General features: G+C 35.1%; 11 protein-coding genes. 7 read left to right on the top strand and 4 right to left on the bottom strand.

All coding sequences use genetic code 11. The features are described 5' to 3' along the window. The first annotated feature begins 95 nt into the window (after positions 1-95). Complete coding sequence (locus AEQSU_RS06790; protein WP_014782122.1) at positions 96-2,960, top strand: sensor histidine kinase; 2,865 nt, start codon at positions 96-98, stop codon at positions 2,958-2,960. Further along, on the top strand, positions 2,961-3,614 hold the full coding sequence (locus tag AEQSU_RS06785; protein WP_014782121.1) for a response regulator: 654 nt from the start codon (positions 2,961-2,963) through the stop codon (positions 3,612-3,614). 2 nt (positions 3,615-3,616) lie between these two features. On the opposite strand, the gene AEQSU_RS06780 is transcribed toward AEQSU_RS06785, so the two are convergent. The 4 genes from AEQSU_RS06780 to panC all read right to left on the bottom strand — a co-directional run bounded on the left by AEQSU_RS06780 (position 3,617) and on the right by panC (position 7,028). Further along, positions 3,617-4,765, bottom strand: a complete 1,149-nt coding sequence (locus AEQSU_RS06780) for an alpha/beta hydrolase (protein ID WP_014782120.1) — start codon at positions 4,763-4,765, stop codon at positions 3,617-3,619. An 81-nt stretch (positions 4,766-4,846) separates the two neighbouring features. Then, the gene (locus tag AEQSU_RS06775) at positions 4,847-5,818 is read right to left on the bottom strand and encodes a lysylphosphatidylglycerol synthase transmembrane domain-containing protein (RefSeq protein ID WP_042491735.1); all 972 of its coding nucleotides are present in this window, start codon (positions 5,816-5,818) and stop codon (positions 4,847-4,849) included. A 1-nt stretch (position 5,819) separates the two neighbouring features. Beyond that, on the bottom strand, positions 5,820-6,170 hold the full coding sequence (gene panD / locus AEQSU_RS06770; RefSeq protein WP_014782118.1) for an aspartate 1-decarboxylase: 351 nt from the start codon (positions 6,168-6,170) through the stop codon (positions 5,820-5,822). 12 nt (positions 6,171-6,182) lie between these two features. Then, positions 6,183-7,028 carry a pantoate--beta-alanine ligase gene (gene panC / locus AEQSU_RS06765; RefSeq protein WP_014782117.1) on the bottom strand — a complete coding sequence of 282 codons (846 nt, stop codon included), beginning with the start codon at positions 7,026-7,028 and terminating at the stop codon, positions 6,183-6,185. 129 nt (positions 7,029-7,157) lie between these two features. Between panC and AEQSU_RS06760 the strand changes: the two genes are divergently transcribed. The 5 genes from AEQSU_RS06760 to AEQSU_RS06740 all read left to right on the top strand — a co-directional run bounded on the left by AEQSU_RS06760 (position 7,158) and on the right by AEQSU_RS06740 (position 13,082). Next, complete coding sequence (locus AEQSU_RS06760) at positions 7,158-7,967, top strand: glycogen/starch synthase (protein ID WP_014782116.1); 810 nt, start codon at positions 7,158-7,160, stop codon at positions 7,965-7,967. A gap of 149 nt (positions 7,968-8,116) precedes the next feature. Beyond that, positions 8,117-9,649, top strand: a complete 1,533-nt coding sequence (gene bamH / locus AEQSU_RS06755; protein WP_014782115.1) for a BamH family beta-barrel-assembly machinery protein — start codon at positions 8,117-8,119, stop codon at positions 9,647-9,649. 9 nt (positions 9,650-9,658) lie between these two features. Beyond that, entirely contained in the window at positions 9,659-11,506 is a 1,848-nt protein-coding gene (gene glmS, locus AEQSU_RS06750) for a glutamine--fructose-6-phosphate transaminase (isomerizing) (protein WP_014782114.1), read from the top strand. Between the two features lie 149 nt (positions 11,507-11,655). Then, a complete protein-coding gene (locus tag AEQSU_RS06745; protein WP_014782113.1) occupies positions 11,656-12,228 on the top strand; it encodes a hypothetical protein in 573 nt (190 codons plus the stop codon). Positions 12,229-12,344: 116 nt separating this feature from the next. Next, positions 12,345-13,082: a sulfotransferase-like domain-containing protein gene (locus tag AEQSU_RS06740; RefSeq protein ID WP_014782112.1), complete on the top strand. Its 738-nt coding sequence runs from the start codon at positions 12,345-12,347 to the stop codon at positions 13,080-13,082. Positions 13,083-13,137: the final 55 nt, after the last annotated feature.

Raw genomic sequence — 13,137 nt, 5'->3', positions numbered from 1 at the left:
AGGATTAAAAACATTTTTATTATTCCAAACAATTCCTGAATAGCACAACATCCTTTTGTTAAAATAAATATATTTACTGTTTTATCAGTTTATTCATGAAACCACTATTACTCTACTTATTACTTATATGTTTTGGCAATGGTGTGTTAAGTGCGCAACAATACCAATTTAAAAATTACAAGGTAGAAGAAGGTTTGGTGAGTAATGAAACCTTAGACATGCTACAAGATAGCAAACATAGAATATGGGTATCTACCGTTAGTGGCATAAGTTGTTTTGATGGCCAAAATTTTACAAACTATACTATAGAAAATGGACTAGCCTCCAATGTTTGCTTTAGTATTTTTGAAGACTCCAAAGAACGTATTTGGGTAGGAACCTTCAATAAAGGGATAAGCTTTATTGAAAACGGGAAAGTAATTAATATTGAAAGTGAAAAATTTAAAAACTTAGGAATTGTTACAAGTTTTTTAGAAGGTGAAGATGGTGCCATATATATATTTTGTGTTGGTGGCGCTGCTAAGTACATTGATGGAAAAATTACTGTTCTAATAGATAGTATTCTTACACCAGAGTTTAGTGATTTTGAAGATGTTGCGTGGTACGATAACAATACAATTTATATCGCGACAACCGGAAAAGGAATTTTTAAAATGACTTTAAATCCTTTTAAAATTGAAAATATCTATAATCAAGAAAATGGCATTAATAACATCTGTTATTCAGTGGTTGTGGATAAAAACAAAAACATTTGGGTGGGAGCATATGGCGAACTTTATAAAATTGTAAATGAAACTCTTACCAAATACAAATTTAAACCAGAAGATTTTGATAAAAATCGCATACACAACATCCACTTAGAAAATGAAGACCAACTATATTTAAGTTTAGAAGGGAATGGCTTAGGAATTTTTAATAAAAAAACCGGAGATCTAGAATTAATAAACGAAAGTAAAGGCCTTCCAACTAATTATATATATAGAACTATAAAAGATACGGAGGGTAATTTCTGGATGACAAGTTACGGTGAAGGCATTATACGTTTTCGGGATACTTCTTTCAAAGTTTATAAAAAAGAGCTTGGCCTACCCGCAAAATCTGCATATGCCGCAACGTACTGGAATAATGAAATGATTTTGGCCACAGATAATGGGTTGCTCGCCATTTCAGAAAACAAAGAAGTAAAGACCTTAGTAAAAGACACTCAGGTAAAGAATATTTTTGTTACTCCTGCCAATACATTACTTTTTACCACAAATGGAGACGTTAGGGAACTGTCTACAAATGGTTCGCAAAAATTGATTGATAAAGGATACTACAATCTGCTCTATAAAGATGAAAAATATACGTTTCTTTTTGAAACTGAAAGAATAAAAGTATTATCAAAAGACGCTACATACTTTATAAAAACAAATCGTTCTATTGCCATTGTGCCTATTGAAGATCGCTATATACTTTGTAAAGTTTCTGGGCTATTCCAAACAAATGGAATAAAAGTAGATACCATTCCAGGATTAAATCGCTCAGAACATTTCAATTTTAGGAGCATTGATCCAGTTAGCAAAAATGAGGTTATCGCGGGAAGTGAAAGTAAGATTTATTATATTAAATTAGATGACGGTCAATTTCAAACAAAAATTTATGATATGAAGCGTTTTAAAAACTTAAAAAGTTTTAAAGCGCTTAAGGTAGATAACAATGACTTGTGGCTAGCTGGCAGAGATTTATTCATGAAAGTAGATCTCGGTAATTTACTAAAGAACGACACTGTAATTGCCAAAACCTATAAAACCATTCCAAATTTTTTAAAAAATGAAGTGGATTTTAATTCACTTTTTGTCACTAAAGATGATAAAGTACTCGCATCTTCATTAGACGGTTTATTAGTATTTGATGAAACAGCTTATGTGCCTCTCACTAAGCCACCAAAAATTGATTTAGGAGGTGTTCACCTATTTTCAGAACCCTTAATTGATAGTCTTTATAGAACAAAAAAGGGAATAATGTTACCCTATGAAAAAAACTATTTAAGTTTTTCAATGCAGGCAATCACTTTCACCTACCCAGAAAATGTATATTACAAATACCGAATGAAGGGACTTCGGGATGGCGACGAATGGTCCCAACCTACAAAAGACCCAAATGTGGTATTTTCTTATCTACCTCCTGGAGCTTACGTTTTTGAGTTTACCGCAGACAATGGAGACGGCTTATGGCAACAAAACCCTTATGAATATTCATTTACTATAACCGTTCCCTTTTGGCGTACTTGGATATTTTGGGCTTCTGTAATTTCCTTTAGCACGCTGTTATTTTTCTTTATTTATTATTACAGAAACAAAGCAGAAAAAAAACGAAACGAAGCTTATACACACAACCTAATTCAAGGACAAGAAGAAGAGCGAATCCGCGTGGCTCGCGAATTACACGACAGCGTAGGACAAAAATTAATGCTCCTAGCCAAGAAAACCAAAAGTACTGGCAATCCTGAGATGGAATTTCTGGCCACCAATACTTTGGAAGAATTACGAACCATCTCCCGCGGACTTCATCCCGCAAACCTGGAGCGATTAGGGCCAACCGCCGCCATTATAAACCTGATTAATGAAGTGGATAACAACACAAACATATTTTTCACTCACGAAATTGAAGACATAGATACTTTGTTAAGTAGGGATGCGTCCTTACATTTGTATAGAATAATTCAAGAAGTTTTGAATAATATGGTAAAACACGCTGAAGCCAAAGCAGCTACAGTTACTATTGAAAAAAAGAAAAACACCATCGAAGCAACTATCTCCGACAACGGAAAAGGCTTTGAAAATTCTGAAAAAATAAGAACCAGTGCAAGCCTAGGTATGAAAACCTTGTTGGAACGGGCAAAAATTTTACATTCAAAAATTGATATAAAAAGTCAAATAAATAAAGGAACCACAGTAACACTTACTATCCCCATATAGATGATTGTCAAAACAAATATCACCATCGTAATTGCAGATGATCACCCAATGATTCTTAAAGGGCTCCACGATGAGCTCATAGAGAGCAACTATAATGTTGTTGGTCAAGGCATTAATGGAAAGCAAGCACTAGAACTTATAATAACTCATAATCCAACCATTGCTCTTTTAGATATAGATATGCCGATTCTAAATGGTTTTGAAGTCATAAAAAAAGCCAAGAACAAAAACGTGGACACTAAATTTATTGTACTTTCTTTTTATAAAGAGAATGACTATATCTTGCAGGCCAAAACACTTGAAATAAACGGCTATCTGCTAAAGGAAGATTCTTTTTCTGAAATTGAAAATTGTATTGAAAATGTTCTGGAAGGTCAAATATGTTTCAGCAAATCTTTTGCAGCATCTTCATTAAGAATAGTTTCTGAAGAATTGAAAAAAATAGACAATTTAACTTCTTCTGAAAAAACTATTTTAAAACTAATAGCCCAACAAATTACAACCCAGGAAATTGCCGAGCAACTCTTCATTTCAAAACGCACTGTAGAAAAGCACAGAAGCAATATTACTATAAAACTAGAAATATCAAATGACTCCTATTATGCTCTTGGTACATGGGCTTATCTCCACAAAAACGCGATACTGGAACTTTAGGCTTAATAGCCAAAATCTGTCTTAATCTTATCTGCCTTATCCAGCATTTTATCAATGGTTATAAAATCTACTTCTTCTTTATCAAAAGCGCCTTGAAAGATTTTCATTGCTTTTTTGGGTTCCCCGATTTCTTCATAATAACGTCCCAAATAATAAGGTCCAAGAACAGTTTCTGGATATTGCTTTTTGGCCAAAGTTGCAATTTCGCGTAAGGATTCCCACTGTTTTCGTTTTTCAGCAGCAGTGGCCGTGGCTATAAAATCATTAACCCGAATATTGTTTGTAATACCAAATAGATCTTCAATCACTTTGTACTTATCCAATAAATATTGGCTAATTGGCGTATCCGTTTTTAATAAAACCTCCGTAAATTCCTTTTTGCTAATAGGTCTATAAACTGAAAACATTTTTTCCAAAGCATTCGGAATTCCCCGCCCTCCAAGGGAATAATGCGTTGCACCATCAAAATTATCATAATAATAGTTGAAGGATTTACTCTTCACATCTTTTAGCTGCGTATTTAAGTCTTCCGCAGCTTCCATCAACCCCTTGATATCATCTGATCCTGTTGCTAAATAGTAAAATATTTTCCCTGGGATTTGTGGAATCCGCGTCGCAAGACGTTCCTCCATCATCGGAGCCATATCTGGGCTGAGGTTTATGTATCCATTGAGAAGCGGTGGATCTTTAAAGAGATAATAATTAAGAAAATTGGCTGTAAAATCATGACCAACCCCAACAATAAATTTTGCAGTTCGATATTTTTTGTCAATGTATGGTATTAGTTCCGTCCCAATAAATTCAAAAAAACTGGCGCCTTTTTGGCCTGGCATAAAAGTTTTGTCGTCATAAGCGCAGTCTTCATAACGAGTATTACCTTGCATAATCCCTACAACTATAGATTCAGGCATATCTTCCCAATAGCTAAAATAATCCACATTTCCAGCCACAGGCTCAAAAAGATAATCTGCATCCAAGACTAAAACGATTGGATACTTTTTTTCGGTATTGGTCTCGTAATTTCGGGGAAGTTGAATTTTTAGACGTCTTGTCTCTCCAAGCTTGTCAGATTTGAATTCTTCATAAATAATTTGTGAAAAAGAAGCGTAATTAATGAAGCAGCAAAGTGCCAAAAGCAGAATTTTTTTCATCGATGAGGATTTTTTATCATCGGAAAGATAACAAATTTAGAATTTGTTTGATTTTTCAGAAGAAAAAAATAATCCTAAAAATTACAATTTCAGTCGTTTTCGATTATAGACAGGAAGTAGCACTAACGAAATCACTCCAAAAAATACAATGGAAGAAATGTTTGAAATCCAAACAATCCAACCAAAGGCCGTGCCTACAGTTTTGGCAACACCAAAAACGGTTAAGATACCTGCAACCGCAGCAGGATAGGTTCCAAAGCCACTATTGGTAAAGGCAAAAGTAAAACTGCCCACCACAAAGGTGATTATAATAGTGCCAAAAGGAACGTTCATCGTGTCTGGAAGTGCGTGAAGCGCAGTGTAAAAAGAAAGCAAGTAAAGCCCCCAAATAATAAACGTATGAAAAAGAAAAGCGCCTTTTTTCTTCATTTTTAAAATACTGAAAACGCCTTCCTTCAAACCAATAACAAAGCTTTTTAGTTTCTTATTAATGTTCGATTTTGAAAATTTAATATACAATGGAATGCTTATGGCCATCAAAACAATTCCAAAGATAAGAACATATAAAAGCGATGGCGGTATGCTTGCCATAACGTACTCATAAAGCACGTCAAACTTGATTAACAAAGCTATAGCTGTAAAAAATAACAAGAAAATAAGATCTACAACTCTTTCAGAAATTATAGTTCCAAAACCTTTTTGAAAAGGTACGCTTTCATATTTATCTAAAATAATTCCTCTGGAAACTTCGCCGCTTTTCGGAATAAAAATATTCATTAAATACGCCACAGAAATTGCCATGAAATTGTTGGCCAGTTTGGTTTTATAGCCCAAAGGTTCCAACATAAAATTCCAACGGTATGATCGTGAAAGATGGCTTAAAACACTAAATACAACGGAAAGCAACACAAAACCATAATTTGCATCTGCAAAATATTTTTTAGTTTCTTCAAGTTGTTGCGGTGTGAAGGATTGATAAATATACCAAATCAAGAAAACTCCCAATCCCAGCGGAATGGCAATTTGCAAAAATTTTGAAAGCGAGCGGCTCAACTTACTGGAGTAGGTTTGTATCTTCGTTTGGAAAAACCATTGAAGGCTTGAAGGCTTTTGCCTCTTCAAGTTCCATAAGCGCATAGGTGATGAGAATAAGCACATCGCCGGGAGCGACGCGTCTTGCGGCGGCACCGTTTAAGGTGATTTCCCCACTATTTCGCGGACCTGGGATAGCGTAGGTTTCAAGACGTTCGCCGTTGTTGTTGTTTACTATTTGGACTTTTTCGCCTTCAATAATGTTGGCCGCGTCCATCAAATCTTCGTCAATAGTGATACTACCGATGTAATTTAAATCGGCACCTGTAACTTTTACTCTATGAATTTTAGATTTTACTACGTGTATTTGCATGGTGCAAAGATATTAATTTAAAGGCATATTATCGATTAGCCGAATTTCGCCCGCAAATGCTGCAATAAAAGCTCTGTATTTTGAAGCTTTATTTTTTCGTTTTGCAGTTTTGAGCGTTTTTTCGTTGGCTATTTCAAAATATTCCAAATTCATTATTGGGTTTTGCAAAAACCGTTCCGCAACCAAAGCATTTAAATCTGCAATAGAAGTTGAACTAAATTTTTCTTTTACTTCTTTCAGCGTTTTATAAATGATTGTTGCTTCTTCAAATTGTTTTGCGGTTAGTCGTTTGTTGCGCGAACTCATTGCAAGTCCGTTGAGTTCTCTAAAAATGGGACATCCTACGATTTTTATAGGAAGGTTTTCAATGGAAACCAATTTTTTTACTATTTGTAATTGCTGAAAATCCTTTTCGCCAAAATAAGCCACGTTTGGTTTCACAATTCTGAAGAGTTTATTTACAATAGTTCCAACTCCGTCAAAATGTCCGCTTCGGTGTTTGCCTTCCATTTCATTTGCCAAGCCGCCAAAATTGTAGTTTTTTACCGAAACAGAATCTTCATATAAGTCTGAAACTTCTGGTAAATACACAATTACTTCGCCTTTCAATTTTTTTAAAAGCGAAATATCATCATCCGCTGTGCGAGGATATTTTTTTAAATCCGCACTATTATCAAATTGGGTTGGGTTTACAAAAATACTTACGACCACTAAATCGTTTTCTTCTAAAGCTTTCTTTATCAACGAGATGTGTCCTTCATGCAAGGCACCCATAGTTGGCACAAAACCTATTTTGTCCTTTTTCTTAGCGAAGGACAAGGCCTGTATCAATGTTTCTTTCTGGGTGTATATTACCATAAAATCTTGTTAAGAGCGGGCAAAACTAATATAATAAAGACAATCTACATAAATTTTCGTAATTTTGCGTGTTTTTAAAAGCCCCGATGCTTTGGGGCCATTTCTAAATAATACCTAAAATCCCTATAAATGAAAGATAAGAGAGTCTTGTATGTGTCTTCCGAAGTAATACCATATCTTCCTGAGACCGAGATTTCTTCAATGTCGTTTGAAGCTCCACGAATGATTAACAACAACGGTGGGCAGATCCGCATTTTTATGCCGCGTTACGGCAATATTAATGAAAGAAGACACCAACTTCACGAAGTAATTCGCCTTTCTGGAATGAATCTGGTGATAAACGATCTTGATATGCCTTTAATAATCAAGGTTGCTTCTATTCCAAAAGAGCGCATCCAAGTTTATTTTATTGACAATGAAGATTACTTTAAAAGAAAAGCAACCTACGCAGATGAAGACGGCAATTTTTATAAAGATAATGACGAGCGCGCTATTTTCTTCGCCAAAGGAGTTATTGAAACCGTAAAAAAACTAAACTGGGCGCCAGATATCATTCACGTTCACGGATGGTTGGCTTCCTTTTTACCGCTTTACCTACGAAACTACTATGGCAATGAACCTTTGTTCGAAAATAGTAAAATAGTTACCTCTGTGTACAATCAAGGCTTTGATGGAACGTTAGCTAAAAACACCATTGAAAAACTTAGATATGACGCTATTGATGACGAAGCCATTGCAAAGATAGAAGACCCAAGCTACGTTAACTTAATGAAGGTAGCAATCGAAAATTCTGACGCGGCAATCATTGGTTCTGAGGAAATACCAAAAGAGCTTGAGGAATATCTTAACACAATTGATAAACCTGTGTTAAAATATCACAATATGGAAAATTTTTCGCAGGCATATTTAGATTTTTACAGCGAAAAAGTTTTAAAATAAATTCTTCAATCTTTTACGCTGAAATAGAATACTTTACGTTTCACCAAAACAAATAAAAAAATTGATGAAATGCCCCTAAACATTTCTGAAATAACGAAAATGAAAAAATTGGGCATTCCATATTTCTCTTTATTAAATATTACATGCAGATGAAAATTAAAAATTTGCTGCCTATAGCTGGCACTATTTTGTTTATGATTATTGCAATGTCTTCTTGTCAAGAAGATATTAGCACAATTGGATCTGAACTATTGGGAGATGAAATTCCAAATGGAATTTTAGACGATTCGCAAACAGTTATTTCCTATAGCAGAAAACTTGGACCCGTGCAGAGCAACAGATTGCCCGCATACCAATTAGGAGTTTATAACGATCCCGTTTATGGAAAATCTACCGTAAAGTTACTTTCACAGCTTACTTTAGAAAAAAACAATCCAACCTTTGGTGACACAGCATTAATAGACAGTGTTTTCGTGTATTTACCATTTTTTAGTACCGCAACTACAGTGGATAGTACAACCACATACGAGCTGGATTCTATCTATGGAAATGCGCCAATAAACGTAAACATCTATAAGTCAGATTATTTCTTAAGAGATTATGACCCGAATAGTGGATTTCAGGAATTTCAAAATTATTATACGGACCAAAGTGCCCTCTTTCAAAGTTATTGGGGCGAAGAACTTGGTTCTGTAGAAAATTTTATTCCAAGCAATAGCGGATTTATTCTAAATAAAGGGAAAGATGATGAAGAGAAACTTGGTCCTGGATTGCGCGTGAAACTAGATTCCACTTTTTTTCAAGATAAATTTCTAGCCTTGGAAGGAAAGGAAGAATTGCGCAACAGCAATAACTTCAAAAATTATATTAGAGGACTTTACTTTGACGTAAGCACTGTAGACAATGATGGAAGCCTTTTCATTTTCGACGCAGCGAATGCCAATGTCACGATCTTTTATAGTTCAAAAAATGAAGGCGAGAAAAAAAGTAATGTTTTCAAGCTTAATTTTGGAGGTATTAATGTGAATACCTTTCAAAATCAACTATCTCAAGAAGTACAGACTGCAATAGCAAACCCCAATATAGAAACTGGAGATGAAAATCTTTACCTGCGTGGTGGGGACGGAATTATTTCAGTAGTTGAACTCTTCGGAAAAGATCTAGACAATAATGGAGTTGCAGATGATTTGGAGTTACTTAGAAGTAAAAAATGGATTATCAACGAGGCAAATCTAATCTTTTATGTGAATCAAGATTTAATGGTAGGCGGAGTTACAGAACCTGAAAGAATCCTTATTTACGACCTTAAAAATAGTAATATTTTAGCAGATTATTTATTAGATCCAACCAATGGTTTGGCACCAATAAACGCGTTGACCAACCATTATGGTAGACTGGAAAGAGGTAGTGATGGTAATGGTAACTTCTATAAAATGAAAATTACGAGTCACATTAGCAATCTTATAAATAAAGACAGTACAAATGTGCCTTTGGGAATTATGGTTTCACAAAATGTTACAATCCGTACAACCCAAAAACTTCAAAACCCAATGGAACCTAGCATAAAAGAGGTGCCGTCAAGTGCCGTTGTTTCTCCTGAAGGAACCATTCTATATGGAAACGCAACGCCTAACCAAGACAAAAGATTAAAACTTCAAATTTATTATACAGAACCAAAATAAATATTAATTATGTGTGGAATTGTAGGCTACATAGGCAAAAGAGATGCATACCCAATCATTCTAAACGGTTTAAAACGTTTAGAATATAGAGGCTATGACAGTGCAGGAATAGCTCTTTTTGATGGAAATGACATTCAACTTTGTAAAACAAAAGGCAAAGTTGCAAATCTTGAAGAAAAAGCTGAAAAGGAAATTTCGCTTAAAGGAAACCTTGGCATTGGCCACACTCGTTGGGCAACGCACGGAGTTCCTAATGATGTGAACAGCCATCCACACTACTCCAACAGCGGCGACTTGGTTCTGATCCACAACGGTATTATTGAAAATTATGGTTCTCTTAAAAAAGAATTGATAAAAAGAGGATATACTTTCAAATCTGAGACAGATACTGAAGTTTTGGTAAATCTTATTGAGGATATTCAAAAAAATGAAGATGTAAAACTTGGAAAAGCAGTTCAGATTGCTTTAAATCAAGTGGTAGGTGCTTATGCAATTGCACTTTTCGACAAAAAAAAGCCGGATGAAATAGTTGTTGCAAAACTTGGAAGTCCTTTAGCTATAGGCGTTGGGGATGACGAATTTTTTGTGGCCAGCGATGCTTCTCCTTTTATTGAATTCACCAACAATGCCATTTATTTAGAAGATGAAGAAATGGCAATCATCCGTCTTGGACGCGATGTAAAAGTGCGAAAAATAAAAGACGATAAATTGGTGGCTCCTTACATTCAAGAACTTCAACTTAACTTGGAGCAAATTGAAAAAGGAGGTTATGAACATTTTATGCTCAAGGAAATTTTTGAACAACCTTCCGTTATAAAAGACACCTATCGCGGTAGATTACTTGCCGATCAAGGTATTGTAAGACTTGGAGGTCTTGAAGATCATATAGAAAAATTTATCAACGCAGACCGAATTATTATCGTTGCCTGCGGAACATCTTGGCACGCCGGTTTGGTGGCCGAATATATTTTTGAAGATTTGGTTCGCATTCCTGTTGAAGTGGAATATGCTTCAGAATTCCGTTACCGCAACCCAATTATTTCAGAAAAAGACGTTGTTATCGCCATCTCACAAAGTGGCGAAACTGCAGATACGCTTGCCGCTATAAAATTAGCAAAATCTAAAGGAGCTTTCGTTTATGGCGTTTGTAACGTTGTAGGTTCAACCATTTCAAGAGAAACTCATAGTGGAACTTATACACACGCTGGTCCTGAAATTGGTGTTGCTTCAACAAAAGCATTTACTACACAAATTACGGTTTTAGCAATGATGGCGCTTCGTTTGGCAAAAGCGAAAGGGACCATTTCAAAACCAGATTATATGCTTTATTTGCGTGAACTGGAACTTATCCCAACCCACGTTGAAGAAGCTTTGAAAACAGATTCTAAAATTGAAGAAATCTCTGCTGTTTTTAAAGATGCCCGAAACTTCCTTTACTTAGGAAGAGGTTACAACTTCCCAGTTGCTCTGGAAGGCGCTTTAAAACTAAAGGAAATATCATACATCCACGCTGAAGGATATCCTGCAGCCGAAATGAAGCACGGCCCTATCGCTTTGATAGATGAGCAAATGCCGGTTGTAGTAATTGCAATTAAAAGCGACCACTATGACAAAGTTGTAAGTAACATTCAAGAAATTAAAGCTAGAAAAGGAAAAATTATAGCCGTAGTTTCAAAAGGAGATACTGTGGTTAGAGAAATGGCGGATTACGTTATGGAAGTGCCACACACTCCAGAAGCTTTAACGCCTCTGGTTACTACCATTCCGCTTCAATTATTATCATATCATATTGCAGTAATGTTAGGTAGAAATGTAGATCAGCCACGTAACTTAGCGAAGTCGGTTACTGTGGAATAGTTTTTGAGAGAAAAGAAAATAGAATAAAGACAAAAGACGGGTCGATGAAATATTCAGAGGTTCGTCTTTTTTCATTTTAGATATAAATTCATTTTTAAATCGTTTTTCAACACGTCTAGTTTCTTGATTCACTTAAATCCTGGTTCAAAATGTCTATTCATACAAAACTAATTTCATCTTCTTTAAAAACCTTTTGCTTACTCCTTTTGGCGTTTTGTACATTTTCCTGTATTCCGTTACAGATTGCACCAAATATTGAAGGAGCGAAGATTTACAAAGGCAAAAAGTTCAAAAGACAACTTCCTAAACAATGCGTTTACGTTTTTGAAGATCCAAAAGATGCAAATGAATTTTATACCTATATCAATGCAAAATATGATATAGACTACGATATTGGAGGTGCAAATGTGCCAATAAGCATAGACAACAAAAAATATTACCTCACTTTTTATGAAGTAGAGCGAAATACAAAAACCGTCAATCTTGTGCCAATTGTGGCTGATGCTGCCATGGATAGCAAAGGGATTGATCCAGTTTTCGAAAATCATTATACATCTCGATCGGGTTCTTGGTATATTGCTTTAACGGTGACTGATGAAACATTTCAGGACAATTTAAAAGAATCCGACCCAGCTTACAAAAATATAATGAAGCATCTCGACAATTTGCGAAACGAATACCTTACAACCGCAAATTATATGGAAATCTACTTGAAAAGATAATTTCGAGTTTTTTCCTTTCCTTCCAAAAACTCTTGTTTCTTGATTCCTTTTAGTCTTGTGTCAAAACGTCGTGACTCAAAGTATCCTATTTCCAAATAAATTGATACTTTTAAATAATGAAAGTCATCAACCTAATTTCTGGCCCTCGAAATCTTTCAACGGCACTAATGTATTCCTTCTCGCAACTTGAAGACATTGTAGTTTTAGACGAGCCTTTTTACGGCTATTATCTTCAAAATGGTTCTTTTGAAAGCGAGCATCCTTCACAAAAGGAAATTTTAGAAACCATGGAATTGAAGGAAGAAAAAGTAGTGGAAGGAATAAATTCACTTTCAAACCCGCCTGCCGGACGGGCAGGAGAAAAAAATGTTTTTGTAAAAGGAATGGCGCATCATTATTTAACCGATTCGCCAAATTTTATTTTGAATTGGGAAAATGTAATCCTTATTCGGCATCCCAAAAAATTGATCGCCTCCTTTTCAAAAGTGATTCACAAACCAACTTTGAACGATATTGGTATCAAAAAGGCTTCGGAACTGTTTTTATTTCTGAACAATAACGGAAAAACACCAATTGTTATTGATAGCGATGAACTTTTAAAAAATCCTAAAACCTATCTCAAAAAACTTTGTAGCTTGCTGAACATTTCTTTTTCAGAAAAAATGCTTCATTGGAAAAAAGGCGGAATACCAGAAGATGGTATTTGGGCAAAACATTGGTACGCAAATGTTCACAATTCTGAAGGTTTTGCACTTCAAAAAAGCAGCTCGCAACAATTATCAGCGCACTTGGAACCTCTGTTACTAGAAGCTTTACCTTACTATGAAACTTTAAAAAACAATATTTTAATATAAAGGAAACTTGTTTCCATTTAACAATACAATTAACCGACAACAGACAACAGACAAC

It is taken from the genome of Aequorivita sublithincola DSM 14238, assembly GCF_000265385.1.
Classification (GTDB): Bacteria; Bacteroidota; Bacteroidia; order Flavobacteriales; family Flavobacteriaceae; genus Aequorivita; species Aequorivita sublithincola.
This window is presented reverse-complemented; position numbering and strand designations above follow the sequence as displayed.